This window comes from Niastella caeni, assembly GCF_004834005.1.
Taxonomy (GTDB): Bacteria; Bacteroidota; Bacteroidia; order Chitinophagales; family Chitinophagaceae; genus Niastella; species Niastella caeni.
The window spans coordinates 764,416-787,581 of sequence record NZ_STFF01000001.1 but is presented as its reverse complement, the minus strand read 5'-3'; the positions used below and the strand labels follow the sequence as shown (position 1 = coordinate 787,581).

General features: G+C 45.6%; 10 protein-coding genes. All 10 read left to right on the top strand.

What is annotated here, in order from left to right; translation table 11 throughout:
- The 10 genes from FAM09_RS03030 (at position 1) to FAM09_RS02980 (ending at position 23,166) form a co-directional block, all read left to right on the top strand.
- Positions 1 to 1,629 carry a SusD/RagB family nutrient-binding outer membrane lipoprotein gene (locus FAM09_RS03030; protein WP_208025471.1) on the top strand — a complete coding sequence of 543 codons (1,629 nt, stop codon included), beginning with the start codon at positions 1 to 3 and terminating at the stop codon, positions 1,627 to 1,629.
- Positions 1,630 to 1,981: 352 nt separating this feature from the next.
- Positions 1,982 to 3,514, top strand: a complete 1,533-nt coding sequence (locus FAM09_RS03025) for an alpha-L-fucosidase (protein ID WP_136575593.1) — start codon at positions 1,982 to 1,984, stop codon at positions 3,512 to 3,514.
- A gap of 272 nt (positions 3,515 to 3,786) precedes the next feature.
- Positions 3,787 to 5,241, top strand: a complete 1,455-nt coding sequence (locus tag FAM09_RS03015) for an alpha-L-fucosidase (RefSeq protein WP_136575592.1) — start codon at positions 3,787 to 3,789, stop codon at positions 5,239 to 5,241.
- Positions 5,242 to 5,274: 33 nt separating this feature from the next.
- Entirely contained in the window at positions 5,275 to 7,164 is a 1,890-nt protein-coding gene (locus FAM09_RS03010) for a beta-galactosidase (RefSeq protein WP_136575591.1), read from the top strand.
- A 136-nt stretch (positions 7,165 to 7,300) separates the two neighbouring features.
- Entirely contained in the window at positions 7,301 to 9,466 is a 2,166-nt protein-coding gene (locus tag FAM09_RS03005; protein ID WP_136575590.1) for a glycoside hydrolase family 3 N-terminal domain-containing protein, read from the top strand.
- A gap of 156 nt (positions 9,467 to 9,622) precedes the next feature.
- Entirely contained in the window at positions 9,623 to 12,244 is a 2,622-nt protein-coding gene (locus tag FAM09_RS03000; RefSeq protein ID WP_136575589.1) for a glycoside hydrolase family 2 protein, read from the top strand.
- Positions 12,245 to 12,475: 231 nt separating this feature from the next.
- Positions 12,476 to 14,419: an SUMF1/EgtB/PvdO family nonheme iron enzyme gene (locus FAM09_RS02995; protein WP_243751573.1), complete on the top strand. Its 1,944-nt coding sequence runs from the start codon at positions 12,476 to 12,478 to the stop codon at positions 14,417 to 14,419.
- Positions 14,420 to 14,949: 530 nt separating this feature from the next.
- Positions 14,950 to 18,030 carry a SusC/RagA family TonB-linked outer membrane protein gene (locus FAM09_RS02990; protein ID WP_136575587.1) on the top strand — a complete coding sequence of 1,027 codons (3,081 nt, stop codon included), beginning with the start codon at positions 14,950 to 14,952 and terminating at the stop codon, positions 18,028 to 18,030.
- Positions 18,031 to 18,075: 45 nt separating this feature from the next.
- Positions 18,076 to 19,692 (top strand): SusD/RagB family nutrient-binding outer membrane lipoprotein, encoded by a 1,617-nt coding sequence (locus FAM09_RS02985; RefSeq protein ID WP_136575586.1) that lies wholly within the window; start codon positions 18,076 to 18,078, stop codon positions 19,690 to 19,692.
- A 156-nt stretch (positions 19,693 to 19,848) separates the two neighbouring features.
- A complete protein-coding gene (locus FAM09_RS02980) occupies positions 19,849 to 23,166 on the top strand; it encodes a VCBS repeat-containing protein (RefSeq protein WP_243751572.1) in 3,318 nt (1,105 codons plus the stop codon).

The following is a 23,166-nucleotide window of genomic DNA, read 5'->3' as shown; positions in this document are numbered from 1 at the left end:
ATGAATGACTGCTACAAAATGACCAAACGGTTTATATATATTATTTCATTTGCGATGCTGTTATCGGTAGTAACAGGCGGCTGCCGTAAAAAGCTGGCCGATCTGTACTATGATCCTGACCAAACGGTGCAACCTTCTATTGAAAAATTCTTTACCGAAATGCTGAACAACAATCGTGTGCGTCCATCTTATTGGAACATCCGAACGTTTGTAGTGATGCACACCGGTATCTATACCCAATCTATCGGGTATTTAAATACGACTACTGCTTACCAGCAAAATGCCGGTTATACGCAAGACCGGTGGAATGATTTTTTTCGTCCCGGTATTGCCGCCAATGGCAATAGCGGCATTATGGCCCATTACCGGTTGATTGAGTCGTTGTATGAGTCAATAACTGATGACCAGCGAAAAGCCAATGCAGAAGTATTTTTGATGGCCGCCAATGTAGTAATGCTTGATCAGGCTTCGCAGATCGTTGATTTGTGGGGTGATATTCCTTTTAGTGAAGCCGGCAGCGTTAATACCTCTGGCAGTATTGTGATGCCAAAGTTTGATAATGCGGTTGAAGTGTATGATGCCATTCTGGAAGGATTGAAAAATGCGGCGCTTTATTTTTCAACCACCCAACTACCCACTGCAGCACATGCTTTGTTCAGTAAGCAGGATATTTTGCTGAATGGTCAGTTTGACAAATGGCAACGGTATGCCAATTCTATCAGGTTGCGGTTGCTGATGCGTTTATCTTTTGTGAATGAGGAGAAGGTCAAAACTGAGGTGTTGAACATAATTAATAATCCGTCATTGTACCCCCTGATCGATGGCGCCTCGAATTATACGCCTGTGACAACAGATGTTTTATTGCAACCGTTGACCACTTATGCCGAAGACCTGCACAATGCCCTTTCAGAAGTGTTCAATTATTCGGCGCCTGATCATTTATTGAATAAGGTTATGAAACCCAGTAATGATCCCCGTATACCAGTATGCTTTGATAAATATGGACGTACGGAAGGCGATCAGTTCATTCCCAATGCCGATTATAACGGATTGCCGGTAAGTGCCAATGCTGAGCAGCAACAGGTAAACCTGGGCCGTTACGCCATTCTTGATTCTGCCACCTTTTTATTTAATAGTAAGTTACCAGGCATAGTGATCACCTCATCGGAAGTGAATTTTTTGAAAGCCGAAGCCTGGGAGCGATGGGGTGGGGGCGATGCCAGGGCTGCATACGAAACAGCCGTCAGGCAATCGGTTAGTTTCTATTATTATTTAAATAGCCTGAGTACTACGCTCCGCACACCTTTGGCGCAACCGGCTGCCAACGTTGTAGATACTTTTTTACAAAGTGATCAAATGAAATATGCGGGAACCATCAACGAAAGGCTGGCGAAGATCTGGGTACAAAAATGGGTGCACTTTGGTTTTTTACAATCGGTGCAAAGCTGGGCTGAATATCGCAGAACGAAATACCCGGTATTACAGTTTTATCCTTCTACTTTACCCGGCTACGAATGGCCGCCTTCCCGGCTGGTATACCCTTCCAGTGAAACATCATATAATACTAACTACGCAACCGTAAAAGATAAGGACGTGCGTACTGGTAAAATCTTTTGGGATGTTAAATAAATTCTAAGGTTTAGGACTTTTTAAAATCCGGGATGTATCGTTGAAAATTCTTTATCAGTACTTAGTTTTGGCCTCCATTCATTAATTCAATATCCAATGTCGTTTAGTATGAGGTTTAGGCCCTGAGCAGGCTTGCCCTGAGCGAAGTCAGGCTTGCCCTGAGCGGAGTCAGGCTTGCCCTGAGCGGAGTCAGGCTTGCCCTGAGCGGAGTCAGGCTTGCCCTGAGCGGAGTCAGGCTTGCCCTGAGCGGAGTCGAAGGGGCTTTTATTTTTTGTGCTGCCATCTTTATAAATAGCGCTGCCGTCTAACGATATGGTTGCAGATTATTAATAATAAAATCAGCTTTGGAATCATGATCATCAGCCGTTCTTTCCGTTCACGGTCTGCAAAACGTTTAGTTTCACAGGCCGTCCATTGCAGTTTTCAGCAACTCAACAAGTATTCACTTTGTCTTGTTCTTTCGTTGTTTTTGTTAGTAAGTGTGCCCTCGGCGCAGGCGCAGGAACAACAGGTCCATCCGCAATCAACCAAATATGAATGGCCTGCCGAACCAGCCGTAAAAGAAAAGCTGGAGAACTGGCGCGATCAGAAATTTGGGATGATCATCCATTGGGGATTGTATGCAGTGCCCGGTATGATAGAATCCTGGGCATTGTGTTCAGAAGATTGGATTACCCGCGACAGCACCAGTAATTACGATGATTTTAAAAAATGGTACTGGGGTTTGAAAAAAGATTTTAACCCTGTTCAGTTTAACCCCGACCAATGGGCAAAGGCTGCAAAAGATGCCGGCATGCGTTACCTGGTGTTTACTACCAAGCACCATGACGGCTTTTGTATGTTCGATACAAAAGAAACAGATTTCAAGATCACCAATGGCCCTTTTGCCGGTAACCCAAAAGCCAATGTGGCCAAACATGTGTTTGATGCATTTCGCAAACAGGGGTTGATGATCGGTGCATATTTTTCAAAACCCGACTGGCATTGCCCGTATTACTGGTGGCCGATGTATGCTACGCCCGATCGGAATAATAATTATGACATTCGCAAGCATCCCTGGCGCTGGAATAAATTCAAGGAATACACGTATAACCAGATCAGTGAGCTGATGCATGATTACGGCTCAATGGACATTCTGTGGCTGGATGGCGGCTGGGTGCGCCCATTGGAAACAGTAACCGATGAAGTACGAGCCTGGGGTGCGGCAATTCCCGCCTGGAGCCAGGATATTGATATGCCCGCCATTGCAACTATGGCCCGCAAAGCACAACCGGGTTTGTTGATCGTAGACAGAACGGTGCATGGCCCGTATGAAAATTACCAAACGCCCGAGCAACGCGTTCCCGAAAAACAACTCGATCATCCCTGGGAAAGTTGCATTACCCTTGGCGATAACTGGGGTTATGTGCCCAACGATAAATTAAAATCTTCTTCAAAAGTTATTCATCAATTAATTGAAGTGGTAGCCAAAGGCGGTAGCCTGCTGTTGGGTGTAGGGCCAACGCCGGAAGGCACTTTGACTGAACCGGTTGTTCAACGCCTCTCAGAAATTGGGACCTGGCTGAAAGTGAATGGTGCGGCTATTTACAATACCCGCCCAATACAGGGTTACCAAAGCGGCAACGTATATTTCACGCAATCAAAAAATACCAGGTCGGTGTATGCATTGGCTTTGCTGGAAGAGAATGCCCCGATACCTGCAACCATTGAATGGTCGGTGAATACACCTGCCAAAGGCGCAAAAATGAAATTGTTGTCAACCGGCGCTACTGTTAAATATGTAGTTACCGGCGATAAAGTGAAAGTGACGATACCGGCCGCTGTGCAAAAAGCACAAAGCAGCTACCCGGCGCTGGCATTTGAATTTGTGGTTGCGGGGGATTAAGGTACAAGGTACAAGGCACAAGGTACAAGGTACAAGGCACAAGGTACAAGGTACAAGGCACAAGGTACAAGGTACAAGGTACAAGGCACAAGGTACAAGGCAAAAGGTACAAGGTACAAGGCACAAGGTACAAGGTACAAGGCACAAGGCACAAGGTACAAGGCAAAACGTTAAACGCAAATACGTATGCGCGGTTTTAGCGTTAAGCTTTAAGCATTCAGCCTTAAGTATAAACTTTGCATTTTATTGGAACAAATTAATCGATAGTGAGTATGAAACTTAGTACAGGATTTATTTTAATAGCCATGGGAGCGCTTGTTTCTATTGGTTTTTTGCCACACCCGGTTGATCCGCCGGCGCCTGTTGGCCCGGTTCCCACAGCGGCCCAATTGGCCTGGCACCAGATGGAGACCAATGCGTTTGTACATTTTACGATCAATACCTTTACTGATCGCGAATGGGGCGTAGGCAGCGAAAGTCCAAGCTTGTTTAACCCCGCCGGTACCGATGCCATGCAATGGGCGCGCGTTTTGAAAGAAACCGGTTTTAAACAAATGATCCTTACCTGCAAACACCACGATGGGTTTTGTTTGTGGCCTACCAAATACACTGGGCATTCAATAAAAAATAGTCCGTACAAAAATGGCAAAGGTGATATTGTAAAAGAAGCATCCGATGCCTGCAAGAAATACGGATTGAAGTTTGGCGTATATCTTTCGCCGTGGGACCGGAACCGCGCCGATTACGGCAAGCCCGAGTACATTACCTATTATCGTAACCAGTTGAAAGAATTGTTCACCAATTACGGCCCCGTTGTAGAAATGTGGTTCGATGGGGCTAATGGTGGTGATGGCTATTATGGTGGTGCGAATGAAAAACGCAAGATAGATGGAAGGACCTATTATGATTGGCCAAATACACTGGCCCTGGTGCGCCAAATGCAACCCAATGTAATTTTCTTTAGTGATGCCGGTCCGGGTGTACGTTGGGTGGGCAATGAAAGGGGCGTAGCCGGTGAAACAAACTGGAATACCATATCGCCCGATACATTGTATGCCGGAAAAGCTGGCATTGAAGACTTATTAAATACAGGCGCTGAAGACGGTACTGCCTGGATCCCCGCTGAAGTGGATGTATCTATAAGGCCGGGTTGGTTTTATCACAAAAAAGAAGATTCACTGGTAAAAACGCCGGAGCAGCTTTTTGATATCTATCTCACCTCTGTAGGTCGTGGCTCCGTATTGTTGTTGAATATACCGCCTGATCAGCGCGGTCTTTTTCACGAAAAAGATATAAAGTCCCTGTATGGGTTTCGCTCCATCCTGAACCGCGAACTGGGTAAAAATAAAGCGGCAGGCGCATCGGCAACAGCCACCAATTATCGCGGTAAAGCGGGTGCTTATGCACCAGGCAATGTGTTAGATAATAACGCCGATAGCTATTGGGCAACAGACGATGATGTTACAACCGCTTCCCTGGAAATAAACACCGGCAAAGTGCAAACGATAAAATATGTTATGCTGCAGGAATATATTAAACTGGGACAACGCGTAAAATCATTTACGGTAGAAGTTTGGAATAACGATGCCTGGCAACAGGTAGCGGCCGGTACAACAATAGGCTATAAACGCATTTTGAAACTGGCTCCGGTAAAAGCTGGTAAAGTGCGCATTAATATAACCGCTTCCAAAGCCTGTCCGGTAATTTCTAACGTAGCGCTCTATTAATAAAAATTATAAACCCAATTGTAGTAAGATAGTATGAGATCTTTTTGGCATCGTGGCCCGGCTAACAACGGGAAATGGTTTATTCAATGCTTATTATATATTGTGTTAATAGCCGGAACTTCAAAAGCGCAAACGGCACATTCATTTGAAGTGAAAGGCGGACAATTCCTGTACGATAACAAACCTGTACAAATACACGCGGGTGAAATGCATTATGCCCGTATTCCGGCGCCTTACTGGCGGCACCGGTTAAAGATGATAAAGGCCATGGGGTTGAACACCGTGGCAACGTATGTGTTTTGGAATTACCACAATCCTTCACCGGGTGTGTGGGATTTCAGTACCGGTAGTCACAACCTGGCTGAGTTCCTGCGCATCGCCAAAGAAGAGAATTTATTTGTGATCCTGCGCCCCGGCCCCTATGCCTGTGCCGAATGGGAGTTTGGAGGATATCCCTGGTGGTTATTGAAAGATACGAGCCTTGTGATCCGTTCCTATAATCAGCCATTTTTAGATTCCTGCAAAGTATACATTAACAAACTGGCCGAACAGGTAAAGCCTTACCTGGCGGGCAAAGGCGGTCCGGTTGTTATGGTACAGGTTGAAAATGAGTTTGGTTCCTATGTGTCGCAACGTAAGGATATTCCCCTGGCAGAACACCGCAGGTACAATGAGGCCATCCAGCAACAGTTGATCAATGCCGGGTTCACCGGCCCGTTCTTTACATCAGATGGGACCTGGTTGTTCGAAGGTGGTTCTTTACCCGGTGTATTGCCTGCTGCCAATGGCGAAGACAATGTTGAGAACCTGAAGAAAGCGGTAAACAAATACCATAACAATGAAGGCCCTTACATGGTGGCGGAATATTATCCCGGTTGGTTACACCATTGGGCGGAACCGTTTCCCAACATCCCGGTTCAACAGGTAACACAGCAGGTAGAAAAGTACTTAAAGAACGAGATCAACTTTAATTTTTACATGGTGCATGGCGGTACCAATTTTGGTTTTACCTCCGGCGCCAATTACAATAACGAGCACGACATTCAGCCCGACCTCACAAGTTATGATTACGATGCGCCCATTACCGAAGCAGGTTGGGCATCGCCCAAGTACCTGGCGGTTCGGGAACTGATGAAAAAATACGTAAAGTATCCCGTGCCTGAAATTCCGGCGAAAATTCCGGTGATGACACTGCCGCCCATTCAGCTAAATAAGTCAATGGACCTGTTTGAACTGAAAAAGACATTACAACCGGTAGTGGCGGATACACCTTTATCATTTGAATCGTTGAACCAGGGACATGGATATGTTTTGTACAGCAAACGGTTTACACAGCCGGTTCAAGGCACCCTGCAGTTAAAAGGCTTACGCGATTATGCGGTGGTATATGTTGATGGCAGGAAAGTGGCGGTGTTGAATCGTGTGAACAAACAATATACCGCTACAGTGGATCTTCCTTTTAACAGTATGCTGGAGATCCTGGTAGAAAACATGGGCCGCATTAATTATGGAAGTGAGATCGTGCATAATACCAAAGGCATTATTTCACCGGTGCTGATCAACGATATGGAGATCACCGGCGGCTGGAATATGTATCAACTGCCATTTACACAAGCGCCTGTTGTAAGAACGGGTAAACAGAAAGCAGGCAGGGCAGCTATTTACAGTGGTACTTTCACCGTAACAAAAACCGGTGATGTTTTTTTAGACATGCGCCAATGGGGTAAAGGAATTGTGTTTGTAAATGGCCATAACCTGGGACGATACTGGCAGGTAGGGCCGCAACAAACCTTGTATTTACCCGGTTGCTGGCTTAAAAAAGGGGTGAATGACATTGTGGTATTTGAGCAATTGAATGAAGGGGTAAAGCCGGTTATATCTACTGTTACTACACCGGTGTTGACGGAGCTTAAGGAGAAGTAGGAGTCAAGCCTTAAGCCTTAAGCTTTAAGCTGTAAGTAAATACAGATAGGTCTTGGGCTTTCTGCTTACGGCTTACCGCTTATAGCTTACAGCTTCCTGAACATTTATTAACAACTTACTACTTATAATTGCTATCATGAAATGTATTCTGTTCTCACTAAGTATTTGTGTTGCCATAGCTGCCCATGGGCAAACCGGCACACCTGCATTCCGCAACTCCCAGCAACCCATAGAAGCGCGGGTGAACGACCTGCTGCATCAGTTGACGTTGCCTGAAAAAATTTCTTTACTGGGTTATCGCAGTAAAGAAGTACAACGGCTGGGCATACCTGCTTATAACTGGTGGAATGAAGCTTTGCATGGCGTAGCCAGGGCCGGGGTGGCAACGGTATTCCCACAAGCGATTGGGATGGCCGCCACCTTTAATGATGACTTGTTATACCAGTCTGCCAATGTGATCTCTACAGAAGCCCGCGCCAAATACAATTTGTCTATTGCACAGGGGAACCGGTTGCAATATATGGGACTTACCTTCTGGTCGCCCAATATCAATATTTTTCGCGATCCACGGTGGGGCCGCGGACAGGAAACCTATGGCGAAGATCCATTCTTAACAGCCCGAATGGGTACGGCTTTTATAAAAGGCTTGCAAGGCAATGACAACAAATATTTAAAAACGTCTGCCTGCGCCAAACACTTTGCTGTGCACAGTGGCCCGGAAAAAGGCCGGCATACTTTTAATGCCGTGGTTGATGAAAAAGACCTGCGTGAAACCTATCTATACGCCTTCAAAGCATTGGTAGATGCCGGCGTTGAATCGGTAATGTGCGGTTATAACCGGTTGAATGATCAGCCCTGTTGCACAGGCAATATTTTATTGCAAAACATTTTGCGGAATGAATGGAAATTCAAAGGGCACGTAGTAACGGATTGCGGCGCGCTGGATGATATTTTTATGCGGCACAAGGTAATGCCTTCCGGTGTGGAGGTAGCTGCGGCTGCCATCAAAGCCGGTGTGAACCTCGATTGCAGCAGCATTTTGCAGAAAGATGTAATGAAGGCGATCGAGCAAAAACTGCTGACCGAAAAAGATGTAGACAGCGCCCTTGCCGGCATTTTGCGAACACAATTCAAGCTGGGTTTTTATGATGCCGCAAACGCTACTCCATTTTCAAATTATGGCGCCGACAGTGTTTCCAATGCCTGGCATGCTTCTTTAGCGAGAACAATGGCGCAGCAAAGCATGGTGCTGTTGAAGAACGACAACCAGTTATTACCGATCGATAAAAAGAAATTTCCACAGATCATGGTGATTGGCAGCAACTCCGCTTCTATGGATGCGTTGCTGGGCAACTATCATGGTGTAAGCAACCGCGCCGTAAGTTTTTTAGAAGGCATCACCAATGCCGTGGATGCCGGTACACGGGTTGAATACGACCTGGGTAGCGATTACACCGACACCGTTCATTTTGGTGGCATCTGGGCCGCAGGCAATGCAGATATTACCGTGGCGGTAATTGGTTTAACCCCGGTATATGAAGGGGAAGAGGGTGATGCTTTCCTCGCAGCACAGGGTGGCGACAAACCCGACATGAGTTTGCCTGCCGCGCACATTGCTTTCATGAAAGAACTACGCAAGTCGAATAAGAAACCCATTATTGCCGTGATTACTGCTGGTAGCGCGGTAGATATTTCTGCTATTGAACCCTATGCAGATGCCATCATCCTGGCCTGGTATCCCGGTGAGCAGGGAGGTAATGCACTGGCCGATATATTGTTCGGTCGCGTGTCGCCGGCGGGCCGGTTACCGGTTACGTTTTACCAGTCATTTGCCGATGTACCCGCCTACGACAGTTACGCCATGAAGGGAAGGACCTACCGCTACTTTAACGGTAAAGTACAATATCCGTTTGGTTATGGATTAAGCTATACTTCTTTTGCCTACGAGTGGCAGAAAATGCCGGTTAATATTCGCACAGCTAAAGACAGCATTTCCTTTTCTATAAAAGTAAAGAACACCGGCAGTATGGATGGTGACGAAGTAGTGCAGGTGTATGTTGAATATCCGCCAATAGACAGGATGCCATTGAAAGAATTGAAGGCCTTTAAACGCGTGCATGTAAAAGCCGGGGGCGAAGCGGAAGTGCAGATAAGTATTCCGGCTACCGATTTACAAAAATGGGATCTCGCTACACGTAGCTGGAAATTATATCCGGGTCCTTATAACATATTTGCCGGTGGTAATTCAATTGATAAAAAGATTGTTGCTACTATAAAAGCCGAAGTGAGAAGTAGGAAGTAAGAAGTAGGATATTTTGAGATTGCGCGATTTATTGATTTTGAGATTTATTCGAAAAATTCAAACCTGGGCAAATCCCAAAATCACGAAATCCCAAAATCAGCAATTTCTTCCTACGTCCTGCTTCAGTTCCTTACTAATAAAAGTGAATCATAAAAAATGAAAAGTATTAAAAAACTAACCTGGCTACTCATATTAACAGTTAACATAGCATCAGCCCAGAACCGCTACGAATTGAACAGCGGTTGGGTATGTGCACCTATTGGTTCGGTGAAAGTAAATGGCGAAAAAGTTTCTGCAACATCCTGGTCGGTGAAAGGATGGATGCCAGCAACAGTACCCGGCACCGTGTTGACCACTTTGCTGGATAATAAAAAAGTGCCCGATCCTTTCTATGGAATGAACAATGAAAAGATCCCTGACATTTATAGAACCGGTCGCGACCATTATACCTATTGGTTTGTAAAAGAGTTTACAGAAAAAGCCCCCCAGGGCAATGAACAGGTGTGGTTGCAGTTCAGAGGCGTTAACTACAGTTGCGATATATTTTTGAATGGAAAGAAAGTGAACAACGCCCGTCATCACGGAATGTTCCTGCGGCAGAACTATAATATTACCCGGTTGCTGAATAGCAGTGGCCCCAACCGGTTGGCTGTTATTGTATATCCTATTGACCCGGTTGGTAACCCCAATGGCGGGCAAGGCGGCGATGGTACCATTGCCCGTAACGTATCGCATCAGTATGTAGCGGGGTGGGACTGGATTCAACCTATGCGTGATCGTAATACCGGCATTTGGGATAAAGTATATATCGAAAGAACGGGGGCGGTGAATATAAAGAACCCGCATGTGGTAACACAAGTGCCAGGTGTGCGTAAGCCCGAAGGAACACAACTGCCGGTACAAATTGTGGCGAGCGCCGAACTGGAAAACCCAACTTCCACAAAGAAAGATGGCGTTTTACAATATGAAATAGATGGACAAATTGTGAAGCAAGCTGTGTCTCTGGAACCAGGCGCCGTGAAAGAAGTGGCGTTGCCCGCGTTCCAATTCAACAACCCAAAATTGTGGTGGCCCAGTGGTTATGGCCCGCAAAATTTATATGCCACCCGGTTTCAATTCCTGGAAGATGGACAAACTGTTGCTGATGAAGAAAAAGTGACAGTTGGTGTTCGGGAAATTCAAACCGAATGGAATGCCATTACGCGTAGCAAACAGGTATCAGTAAACGGACAAAAGATATTCATCAAAGGCGGCAACTGGATCATCTCCGATGCCATGCTTCGTTTTACAGATCAACGCTTTGATGCGGAGGTACGTTATCATCGCGATATGAACCTAAACCTCATCCGGGTATGGGGTGGCGCGCTGATAGAGCGGCCAGAATTTTTTAACGCCTGCGATCGGTATGGTATGCTGGTGATGCAGGATTTCTGGATGTCGGGCGATTGCAATGGCCGATGGGTAGATCCCATGAAATCGGAAGATCAATGGACGCGCAGAAATTATCCCAATGATCATTCGTTGTTCCTGCAGTCTGTTGCCGACCAGGTGAAACTGGTGCGCAATCATCCATCACTCGCCATCTGGTGTGGCGGTAATGAAATTACCCCGCCCGAAGATATTCTCGTTCCTATGAGAGATTCTATTTTACCGGCATTGGATGGCACGCGTTGGTTTGTTGATTATTCAAACAGCGATGAAATGTCGTACAATGCATTGGGCGGTAATGGCGATGGACCGTATGGGATTCAAAACCCGGTTACTTTCTGGGAGCATAGAACTTTTCCTTTCAACTCTGAAGTAGGATCGGTGGGCGTAGGGGATTACGCTTCTTTAAAGCGGTTCATGCCTATGGAGAATATGCAGGTACCTCAGTATCCTTCTAACAAAGTAGATTCTGTTTGGGATTATCATAAATACATCGGCTACAACCAGTACATCGACCCGTATGGCGCCGCTAAAGATGTACCTGACTTCACCAAAAAGGCACAGTTGGTAAACTACGATCAGTATCGCGCGCTGGCAGAAGGATTCAGTAACCGGATGTGGGAATGGTATACCGGTTTTATTATCTGGAAAACACAAAATCCCTGGACGGCTTTGCGTGGACAGATGTATGATTATTACCTCGATCCCAATGCCTGTTTATTTGGTTTGCGTAATGGCAGCGAACCGCTGCATGTAATGTGTAACCCAACAGATGGCATGGTAACGATCGTGAACAACAGTTTTGAAGAAAAGCGAAATATGATGCTGGCGGTACGCTTTTACGAACTGTCGGGGAAAGATAGTTTTGTAACGCAGGTATTTACTTATGTAGAACCCTCCTCTGCAAAACGCATTCTGTCGGTAAAAGAATTAATGAACAAACTGGCAAAGGACAAAGGCGTATTCCTTTCCTTGCAATTGTTAAATGAAAAGAAACAGGTGATCAGTGATAACTTTTACTGGTGGCCCGATGCAACAGGAAATTATTCCGGGTTGCAATCTATGGCGCCGGCTACTTTAAAAGTAAAAGCAACGCCAATGGGCAAAGGAAAAATTGAAGTGACCCTGGCCAATGCAGCGAACAATCCCGTTGCTTTTTTTAACCGGGTCACTTTGCTGGATGCTAAAAAGAAAGACCGGGTATTGCCCGTTTTTTATAGCGACAATTATTTCTCCGTAGTACCGGGCGGCGAGAAGAAGATCATTGTTGAATATGATGGAGCCATAACACCTGCTATTAGTGTAGAAGGGTGGAATGTATCTTCGCAGGAAATTCCTGTTAATAACTAGGATATCTATGTGATTGTAGCTGTTAGAGGTAGAAAGTGCATAGAGCTAGTGGTAAGTAGCTAGTGGGACGTTTTACTCATCGCTCGCTATTTTTTATTTGCTTTCCTACTCGCTACTCGCCACTTACTACTCGCTTTTTATTATTTTACAACGATACAGTAACTTATAAATATCACTTCAAATATGTATTGCCGGTGGTCTGTTATATTTCTTCTCCTTGTACAAACCGGATTGAAAAGTATTGCCCAACAAACCAATTCAATTGGTATACGGTTGGTTGATGTTCCGGCAGGAACATTTAATAGGGGATCGAACCGGGGAAAGGAAGATGCGGATGAAAGCCCTGTGCATGCAGTTACCATTACCAATGGTTTCAAAATGTCGGCCACAGAGATCACCAACAAACAATATGAAGCGTTTGATCCGGCGCATAGTAAGCTGCGCGGAAAAAATGGTTTTTCATTGCAGGATGATGAAGCGGTGACCTTTGTTAATTATGAAGAAGCGGTGGCTTTTTGTGCCTGGTTATCCCGCAGGGAAGGAAAACCATATCGATTGCCAACAGAAGCGGAATGGGAATATGCCTGCCGCGCAGGAACCACTACCGATTATAGCACCGGCGATGAGTTGCCGGCCAGTTATCAGAAACTACAACATACCAACAGAACTCCCGTACCGGTTTCCTTACGCGTAGCCCAAACCGCTCCCAATTCCTGGGGCTTGTACGATATGCATGGCAATGTTGAAGAGTGGTGCCATGACTGGTATGGGGCTTATACTGCCGGCACTCAGAAAGATCCGGTGGGCAGGCAATCAGGATTAAGCCGCGTAACAAGAGGCGGCAGCCATAATACACCGGTACGCTTCTTACGCTCGGCTAACCGGCAGGGTATGTTGCCGGAAGACAAACACTGGCTCACCGGATTCAGAGTGGTGCAGGGCGTCATGCCGGGTACTAAAGCAACCATTGCAGAACCGGCTCCCGCAAATAGTGTGCAGGTATCGCAACAAAAATATATATGGAAGAAAGTAACGCAACCACTGTTTGATGCACCCATAGTATATGTAAGAAAACCCGACAGCAGTTCGGGTACGCCATTTTATGCACACAATCATTGTCCGGCTATTACCTGGTGCCCCAATGGCGATCTGCTGGTTGCCTGGTTTAGCACCAATGCCGAATCGGGGCGTGAGATGGTTATATTGGCCAGCCGGTTACGCGCTGGTAAAAAAGCATGGGATACGGCATCTATGTTTTTCAGTGTGCCCGACAGGAATGTTACCGGCACTTCACTTATATACGATCAAAAAGGAATATTATATCATATCAATGGTTTGGAAGCTGCGGGCGACTGGCAGAACCTGGCGATGATCATGCGCACCAGCACCAATAACGGTTCTACCTGGTCGAAACCTGTATTGATAGCACCCGAACATACCAAACGACACCAGGTGATTGCCGGTTCTATAATCACGCGCGAAGGCTGGCTGGTTCAACTGTGTGATGCTGATCCCGGTCCGCGCGGCGGAACAGCTATACATATTAGCAAAGACAAGGGCATGCATTGGACAACCCCTTATTCATTACCCATTACACCAATTTATAATAATGGCAGTGTAGGCGGGTTAATTGCGGGTATCCATGCCAGTGTAGTGCAACTAAAAGATGGCCGGTATCTGGCGCTGGGCCGTAATGATAATATCAAGTCAGATAGTTTGGGCGAAAGGATGCCCATGAGTATTTCGAACGATGGCGGCGCCACCTGGCAATATGCTCCGTCTGTATTTCCGCCGATAAGCAGCGGACAACGGCTTGTTTTACGCCGCCTGAATGAAGGACCGTTATTATTGGTATCATTCACCCACAGTGCCGGTAAATCCGGCATAGAAGGAATGGACTTCACTAAACCCGATGGTACAAAGTATAAGGGGTATGGCATGTATGCCGCCCTCTCATTTGATGAAGGAAAGACCTGGCCAATAAAAAAACTGCTTACTGATAATGTAATGCGGCATCTGGAAGGCGGCGCCTGGACGGGCCCTTTTACAATGGATACTACACATTCCGAACCCAAAGGATACCTGGCAGCAACCCAAAGCCCTGATAATGTGATACACCTTATTAGTAGTAATCTATATTATCGCTTCACTTTAGCCTGGTTGCAGTTGCCATAGCTTAAACAAATATCAAATCACAACCCAAATAAAAAATTCAAATCCCAAAGCATACTATGGAACACTGGTACCTGGAATTTGGCTCCTGGTATTCTTTTGTTTTTGGAATTTGATTTTTGGTGCTTTTCTTCAACCCCTAACGGCAACAATATCAATATTAGGTGTCAACATTCAGCTTGACTGTAATTATCTTTTATATTTTTTTTTAATGCTTGCATCATATTATTGAAAATGTTTGCCTAATAAAAAAGAAATTGTTAATTCTTTATTACAAAATGGTATTTGCATACACTATAAAGATGCAGCCATATGTATCTAAAATACTTTGGTAAGAATATACCATGTCATTGTTTAGTATAACCAGAACTAAAACATAACACTTCACCGAACCCTTAATTGAAAGGGCCTTAACACTAATAGGGAGTTTTTCAAAATGATTGCGGTCAGTAAAAAGACTGCCTGTCTATGCTATGTCATTTTGTTAACATCTTCTATTGGGAGTTATTTAATCATTATAAAATCAATTGCTAATGAGACATGTTCGCCTGCTAATTGCATTTATTTTGCTGCATTCGGCAGTACTGGCCCAAACACGACAAATATCAGGGTCTGTTAAAGACAAAGCCGGTACTGGGATTCCCTCAGTAACAATTAAAGTAAAAGGTAAAAACATTGAGACTGTTACCGACATGGCCGGTGTTTTTAGATTACAGGTACCAACCGGTAAAATTCAACTCGAAGCATCTTCCATAGGGTACGGCTCACGAACCATCGATGTAGATGCCAGTCAGGACAATGTGGCGTTCACATTGGAAGAAGGAAATGGTCAGCAACTGGGTGAGGTAGTAGTAACCGCTTTAGGCATTTCAAAGGAAGCCCGAAAAGTGGGTTACTCTGTGTCAACCGTTGTGGGTGATCAGTTGAACCAGGCAAGGGAAACCAATGTAGCCAATTCATTAAGCGGCCGGGTGGCCGGTTTAAAAGTATCCGGAACCAATGGCGGTCCCGGTGGTACAGTTAAATTATTATTACGCGGTTTGCCAAGCATGAACAACCCGGGCTCGCCGCTTTTTGTTATTAACGGCGTGCCGATGGATAATACCCAGAGAGGTAGCTCGGGCGAATGGGGTGGTTCAGATAACGGCGACGGTATCGGTAACATCAACCCCGATGACATTGAAACCATGACCGTATTGAAAGGCCAGGCAGCATCGGCCCTGTACGGTTCAAGAGCTTCAAACGGTGTCATTCTTATTACGACCAAATCGGGCAAACGCGGTGATTTTTCTGTAGACTACAACATGAATTTCATGGTTGATAAAGCAATGGATCTAACCGATTTTCAGTATGAATACGGACAAGGCATTGGCGGCGCAAAACCTACTACCGTTGCTGCAGCACAACAATCTGGTAGAATGAGTTGGGGCGCCAAACTGGATGGCTCGCAGGTTATTCAGTTTGATGGCAAATCCTATGCTTACTCTGCACAGAGAGACAACATAAAGAATTTCTATCGTACCGGTCCTTCTTTTACTAACACGATCGCCGTTTCGAAGGGCGGAGAAAGTGGTTCGTTCCGGTTATCGTTGTCGAACCTGAATAACGAATCTATCGTACGTAACAGCGGCCTCGATAGAAAGACCATTAATTTAAATATTGATCAAAACATCACCGATAAATTGTCTGTGAAGATCATGGCCAATTATATTGATGAAAAATCAACGAACCGGCCGCAGTTGAGCGATGGTCCCATGAACCCCAATAACGGGCTGTTCCTCGCTACCAATATTGATCAGAATATCCTGAAGCCGGGCTATAATCCTGCAAACGGGTATGAGATCCAGTTCAGTGATGATGAATATGTTTCCAATCCCTGGTTTGTTGTGAACCAGTATGTAAATAACCTGGGCCGTAAACGGTTTATCTCTTCTACTGCCCTTCGGTACAATTTCACAAAATGGATGTATGCCATGGGACGCGTTGGATATGATGTGGCGCACGACCGGCTGTTTAAAGTAACGCCCTGGGGAACGGCGTATTCTCAAAACAGGGCCGGTGGCCTGGATGACCTGGCCTCCACAGAACGTTTTGAATTGAACGTAGATGGATTGATCGGTGCTTCACATAAAATAACAGAAGATCTGAGTTTCGATGCGGCCATTGGCGCCAACCTGCGTAAGAACCAGGAAGAAAGAATAAAGATCGGCGGTGGCCCGTTCATACTGCCTTACCAGTACAGTTTTAATAACGTACAGAATTTTAACCGGGATTATAGTTTTTATAAATCACAGGTAAATTCTGCTTACTATACCCTCGACCTGGCTTATAAGAACTTCCTAACCATCGGTACAACCGGCCGGTACGATGCGTATTCAACGCTGCCGGTTGACAACAACAGCATCTTCGTTCCATCAGTTTCAGCCAGTTTGATCTTTTCTGAATTAACGAATATTAATAACCTGGATTTCGGTAAACTGAGGGCCTCTTATGCCGTTACCAGCAATGAGCTTACAGCGGCGTATCAAACCCAGGTGTATTATTCACTCGGTAATAATTTCAGTGGAATACCTATTGGCCAGTTCAGTACCTCACTGCCCAGTGGTTTGTTAAAACCATTTACCGTATCGGAGTTTGAAATAGGCACAGAACTGAGACTGCTGGGCAACCGGCTGAATGTTGACATCGCTTATTTCACCAAGAAAACAAGGGATGAGATCATGCCCGCCACCTTTAGCATTGCCACCGGTTATACCAGCGGTTACATTGCAAACGGTCAAACCCAGAACAAAGGACTGGAGTTGATGATCAGCGGCTCGCCAATTAAAAGCAAAGATCTTAGCTGGACCGCCACTTTTAATCTTACGCATGTTAAGAATAAAGTGCTTAGAACAGACGCGAATGGTAACAACGTAAACCTGGGCCAAAACCGGGGAACCCTGGGCAATGCCATTACTGCTTATGTAGAAGGCTTGGCCGGCCCGCAGATCATGGGATACGATTACAAGCGCGATTCAAAAGGCGAAATAGTGGTTGACGGATCAGGATATCCCGTAAGAGGCGATAGCCTGATAGGCTGGGGTAGTGTGTTGCCAACCCTGTATGGTGGTTTAAATAATGAATTTAATTTCAAAGGCCTTACCTTCTCTTTCCTAATCGATTACAATTTTGGTAACAAAATACTCAGTGCCACCAGTTATTATTCCATCCTCCGCGGGTTGAATAAAATGACGCTCGAAGGTCGTGATGGTATTACCAAAGGGGTAACTTCAACAGGCGCTACCAATACTGTAAAAGCCGATGCCCAGGGTTATTACAGGGCATTAGCACAACAGGTTACCGGAACACACGTGCTGGATGGAGATTTTATTAAACTTCGGCAGGTGCAATTAGGCTATACCATACCAGCCTCAATAGTAAGCAAATCAGTGATCTTCAGATCTGCGCAAATTTCTTTTGTTGCCCGCAATCTGTGGATCATCATGAAGAATAGCGATAACATCGATCCGGAATCACAGTTCGGTTCTAACGTAAGATATTATGGTATTGAAGGAACCAGCCTGCCTTCTACACGCACCTATGGCGTTAACCTGAATTTAAAATTTAAAAAATAGTAGACCCAGTTGACGAGCTATTATTTAAACAATAAAATTTCCGAAATGAAAAGAATATTTTTATATACAGGTTTGGCGGTATTGGGGTTAACGGGATGTACTAAAGACTTTGAAGAAATAAATACTGATCCTACCCAAACCTCCCCCGCTAATTATAACTCAGAGTACTTTTTATCGGGCAGCCAGCGAAATTATCTCGATGGTATTACCGGGTATAACGGCGCCATCTTATTCCAGAGCGGATGGGTGCAGATCTTTGCTTCCACGACCTCAGGGGCCGCCAATTATTATAGCAATATGGATAAATATGTTCCATCGGGTAACACCAACGACTACGCGGGCCGTGGCTTCGATCTTGGTTATAAGGGCGCGCGACTGGCCGCGGAACTTATAAAAAATTACAGCGGGAATGCCGATAAGGTAAATGTAGTAAGTGCTGCTACCATAATGAAAGTACTGTGCGCACACTATATTACCGACCTGTATGGCGATATCCCTTATTCCCAGGCTTTGCAGGGGGCTTCGAATGTGAATTACCCGGTATATGATAAACAACAGGATGTGTATTCCGCTATGTTGAGCGACCTGGATGGGGCATTGACAGCCTTTGATGCATCAAAAGCAAAACCCATTGCCGACCTGTTCCCTTATGCCGGTGATGTGGCCAAATGGAAAAAGTTCGGTTATTCATTGATGCTGCGTATTGCCATGCGGTTAGTAAAAGCTGATGCCGCTAAAGCACAGCAATATGCTGAAAAAGCAGCGGCCGGTGGTACGCTTTCATCCGTTTCAGAAGATGCTTATGTAAAAGGCGATAATACCAATGGGTATCGCAGCGAAAACTCCCGTTCTTTGGGCACTGCGGCTGATTTTTACCAGGTAAAATGGAGCAAAACGTTGATGGATTTTCTGAAATCAACCGCTGATCCACGCGTATCTGTTATAGCTGAATTACCGTCTCCCGGTCTCGCTGCCGCTATGAATCCCGACAACAAGACTGGCGATAATACATTTGCCAACCAGCGTGGATTGCCCAATGGCTGGGACCTCAATGGCGGTGCAACAGATATCAGTAACGCGCCCGGCTATCCCGGCGCCTCAGGCTCCGGTAACGATGCAGACCCCATTGGCCTGTATTCACGTCCCCGGGCAGCTATTTACACCGATCTGAACAGTCCGCAATTTGTGTTAACTTATGCTGAGTCGGAACTGTTACTGGCAGAAGCAAAAGTAAGAGGCTGGAATGTGGGCGCCACTACGGCTTCCGTGCATTATGCAAATGCTGTATCAGCCGCATTGCAATCTTTAGCAGCCTTTGGCAGCAGTGCCGCTATCAGCGCTACAGTTGCTAATGCATATGCCGCCGCCAATCCGTTGAATGTAACTTCCACGGCTGCATCATTAAAGATGATCAATGAACAATACTGGGCTACTACCGGCATCCTGATGAATTTTGTAGAAGCATGGAACAACTGGAAGCGCTCGGGCTATCCCGTATTGACACCGGTTGTGTATGCCGGTAATTTTTCAGGCGGTGTTATTCCAAGAAGACAATTATATCCGACAACAGAACCAACCGCCAACCCGGCCAACTATAAAACAGGTGTAAGCAGCCTCACCGGCGGTGATACCTGGAGCTCTAAGATGTGGTGGGATAAATAATAAGTTTATGGTTTGTTGTTTTTGGTTTGTGGTTACTGAATGTTGAAGTTGCCGATCAAATTGTATAGGTTGAAATTTTTGCAGGTGCGATTTTATCCGGCAATCTCGACTGGAAATAACCACAAACCACAAACCATAAACTACAAACTGTTACAAATGATGATACGACCTCTCATTATAGCTATAATTCTTATTTATACTTCCGTTCTAACAAGCTTTGCACAAGGGCCATTATTCGAACTGTTAACTCCTAAACAAACCAACCTGCAATTTATAAATCGCATCAGCGAAACAGAGAACCTGAATGTGCTGGCTTACGAATATTTCTACAACGGTGGCGGCGTAGCCGTAGGCGATATCAATAACGATGGCCTGGAAGACATCTTCCTGGTATCGAACATGGGCGAAAACAAATTATTTCAGAACACAGGTAACCTGCAGTTTAAAGATATTACCAAAGATGCGGGGAAAGAACTGGCCGGCCGGCCTGGTAGCTGGAAGACCGGTGTAACCATGGCCGATGTAAACGGCGATGGCTGGCTGGATATTTATGTATGTTATTCCGGAAAAGTAAGCGACGATGCCCGCAGGAACCAATTGTTCATCAACCAGGGCAATGCTACATTTAAGGAAGAAGCGGCCGCTTATGGAGTGAATGATAAAAGCTATGGAACGCAGGCCGCCTTTTTTGATTATGACAATGATGGCGACCTCGATCTTTTTTTGCTGAACCACAGCACCAAAAAAATTGATAACATGGAGCTGGCCCGTTATCGCGATGAAGTAGATGAACTGGCCGGTAATAAACTATATGAAAACCAGAACAACCATTTTGTTGATGTGTCTAAAAAAGCCGGCCTCCGGCAAAACCCGTTGACGTTTGGTTTAGGCATAGCCATTGCCGATATTAATAAAGATGGCTGGCAGGATGTATATGTTACCAATGATTACAACGAACCCGATTACCTGTACATCAACAATGGCAACGGCACTTTCACCAATGAAGCCGACAAAAGCCTGCGGTACCTGTCGCAGTTTTCAATGGGCGTTGATATTGCCGATTTCAATAACGATGCATTGCCCGATATTATAACGCTCGATATGCTGCCCGAAGATAACAGGCGGCAGAAATTATTACAGTTACAGGAAAACTATGAATCCTTTGCCCTGATGGTAAACCAGGGATTAAACCCGCAGTATATGCGTAATATGCTGCATTTGAATAACGGTATTACGCCCGTCCCCGGCGGAAAAGGGGAGGCCACCTTTAGCGAGATCGGTCAACTGGCCGGCGTATCCAATACCGACTGGAGCTGGTGCCCGCTGCTGGCCGATTATGACAACGACGGCTATAAAGACCTGTTTGTTACCAACGGTTACTTACGCGATTATACCAATAAGGATTTTTTGCGCTATTGGGGCGATTACAAAGTAAAAAAGGCCATGGACCGCGAGCCCGTGCTGCTGATGGACCTCATACGCGCCATGCCTTCCACCGCGCTGCCCAATTACATTTATAAGAACAATCGTAATTGCACCTTTACCAACCAGCAGAAACCCTGGGGAATGGACAAGCCGGCCATCTCATCAGGAGCGGTATACGCAGACCTGGATAACGATGGGGATCTGGACCTGGTGATCAATAACATAAATGAAAATGCGTTTGTGTATAAGAACACCGCAAGAGAGAGCACGAAGGCCGGCTATCTTTCCCTCAACCTGCATTATAAAAAACCAAACGGATTTGCGATTGGCGCCAAAGTATGGTTGTACGATCATGGAACGGTGCAATACGCAGAAGTGAATCCGGCGCGCGGCTATTTGTCCTGTGTTCCAACCCGCCTGCACTTTGGTGTTGACAGTGCAAAAATGATCGATTCGGTAAAGATCGTTTGGCCCGATCAACGGGCGCAGGTGCTTACAAACGTAGAAACCAATAAGCAGTTAAATATAAATTACGAGCAACATGATCCTGTTATAGAAGAAAAGCCGGTATATGCTGCAAAAACCATCCTTACACCCGCTGATAAGTTATTTACCTATACGCATACCGACCTCAGTGAAAACGATTTTAAACGCCAGTTACTGATGTTGTTCATGTATTCCAAAACCGGGCCTGTTATAACCAAAGGCGATGTGAACAAAGACGGGCGGGAAGATTTGTTTGTGAGCGGTGATAAGAACAAACCCGGCAAAATTTACATTCAGAATACGAAAGGACAATTTTATGTTGAACCCGATCAGTATATCGGGGATGAAACTACCTCCTCCATTGCGGCTGCCGCATTTGTTGATGCAGATGGGGATGGCGACCAGGACCTGTATGTTGCCAAAGGCGGTTATGCGCTATATGAGCCCGGTACCCGTGCTTTGCAAGACGAATTGTATCTGAACGATGGCAAAGGCCAGTTTAAATTATCAACCGGAATGCTGCCCGGCCTTAGCGCCAACAGCAAATCGTGTGTTCGGCCCTGTGATTATGATGGCGATGGGGATATGGACCTGTTCATCGGCGGCCGCGTAATTCCGGGCCGGTATCCGTTAACACCAACTTCTTACTTATTGACAAATGATGGCAAAGGGCATTTTACAACAACCACCATTCCTTTTGCCCAGATAGGGATGGTAACCGATGCGCAATGGGCCGACCTGGACAAAGATGGCCGCAAAGACCTGGTGCTATGTGGAGAGTTTATGCCAGTGAGTGTTTTTATGAATACAGCCAATGGTTTTGTTGATAAAACAACCGCGTATTTCGATAAAGCACCCAATGGCTTCTGGTTTACGCTGCACCTAACCGATCTTGACCAGGATGGGAACGATGATATCGTTGCCGGCAACCTGGGAATGAATTCCTGTTTACGGGTATCGGAAAAAGAGCCCGGTGAATTGTATTATGCCGATTTTGATAACAATGGGTCTATCGATCCCTTCTTTAATTATTACATCCAGGGCGCCAGTTACCCGTTTGTAAGCCGCGATGAATTGAATGAACAGATCTATCCCATGCGAAAAAAGTTCACGTCATACGCCGCTTATTCGCAGGTAACCATCAAAGATATTTTTTCAAAGGAGGAATTGGAAAAGGCAAACCGCCTGACGGTGACAGAAACCCGTACCCTTACTTTTTTAAACCGCAATGGAAAATTTATACCGGCTGAATTACCTATGCAGGCGCAATTCTCTGTTGTTACCAACATCCTTTCAGATGATTATAACGGCGATGGAAAAAAAGACCTGTTGTTGCTGGGCAATCATTCCGATAACCGGTTAAAGATCGGTTGTATCAATGCCAGCTATGGTTGTTTGCTTGCCGGCGATGGAAAGGGGAATTTTAATTATGTTTCTCAACCCGAATCGGGGCTTGGTATTAAAGGCGATGTAAAGGCCGCTGTTGCATTGAAGACCAATAATACCCGGTATATAATAGCGGGCATTTGCAATGAAGCAATGCAATTTTATAAAGTACAGTAG

Coding starts and splice junctions, on each gene's coding strand:
- FAM09_RS03010 (WP_136575591.1), top strand. CDS start 5,275: ATGAGATCTTTTTGGCATCGTGGCCCGGCTAACAACGGGAAATGGTTT.
- FAM09_RS03005 (WP_136575590.1), top strand. CDS start 7,301: ATGAAATGTATTCTGTTCTCACTAAGTATTTGTGTTGCCATAGCTGCC.
- FAM09_RS02980 (WP_243751572.1), top strand. CDS start 19,849: ATGATGATACGACCTCTCATTATAGCTATAATTCTTATTTATACTTCC.
- FAM09_RS03015 (WP_136575592.1), top strand. CDS start 3,787: ATGAAACTTAGTACAGGATTTATTTTAATAGCCATGGGAGCGCTTGTT.
- FAM09_RS02985 (WP_136575586.1), top strand. CDS start 18,076: ATGAAAAGAATATTTTTATATACAGGTTTGGCGGTATTGGGGTTAACG.
- FAM09_RS02990 (WP_136575587.1), top strand. CDS start 14,950: ATGAGACATGTTCGCCTGCTAATTGCATTTATTTTGCTGCATTCGGCA.
- FAM09_RS03025 (WP_136575593.1), top strand. CDS start 1,982: ATGATCATCAGCCGTTCTTTCCGTTCACGGTCTGCAAAACGTTTAGTT.
- FAM09_RS03000 (WP_136575589.1), top strand. CDS start 9,623: ATGAAAAGTATTAAAAAACTAACCTGGCTACTCATATTAACAGTTAAC.
- FAM09_RS03030 (WP_208025471.1), top strand. CDS start 1: ATGAATGACTGCTACAAAATGACCAAACGGTTTATATATATTATTTCA.